The organism is Flavobacterium sp. CYK-55 (genome assembly GCF_018413465.1).
Taxonomy (GTDB): domain Bacteria; phylum Bacteroidota; class Bacteroidia; order Flavobacteriales; family Flavobacteriaceae; genus Flavobacterium.
The window spans coordinates 1-206 of sequence record NZ_JAHCDK010000054.1 but is presented as its reverse complement, the minus strand read 5'-3'; the positions used below and the strand labels follow the sequence as shown (position 1 = coordinate 206).

Here is a 206-nt window from a genome sequence, read left to right as displayed (position 1 = left end):
TAGGTTGTGTTACTTGAGCAGATATAGCAGGCGTAGCCGGAGTCTCAGGTTGTGCATCGATGGTTACCGAAGCAGAAGCTGCCGAAGTACATCCGTTGCTAGCAGTTGCCGTCAAGGTATAAGTACCCGCCGGAGCCGTTACCACACCTGTGTTTGACATGCTCACACCTACATTAGGCGTAATGGTATAAGTCATTGCAGCATCG

The 206-nt window shown here is 50.5% G+C and carries 1 protein-coding gene; it reads right to left on the bottom strand.

The window, feature by feature from the left end; translation table 11 throughout:
* The coding region (locus tag KIH23_RS13915; RefSeq protein ID WP_213214060.1) for a hypothetical protein at positions 1-206 on the bottom strand (206 nt) is incomplete at both ends.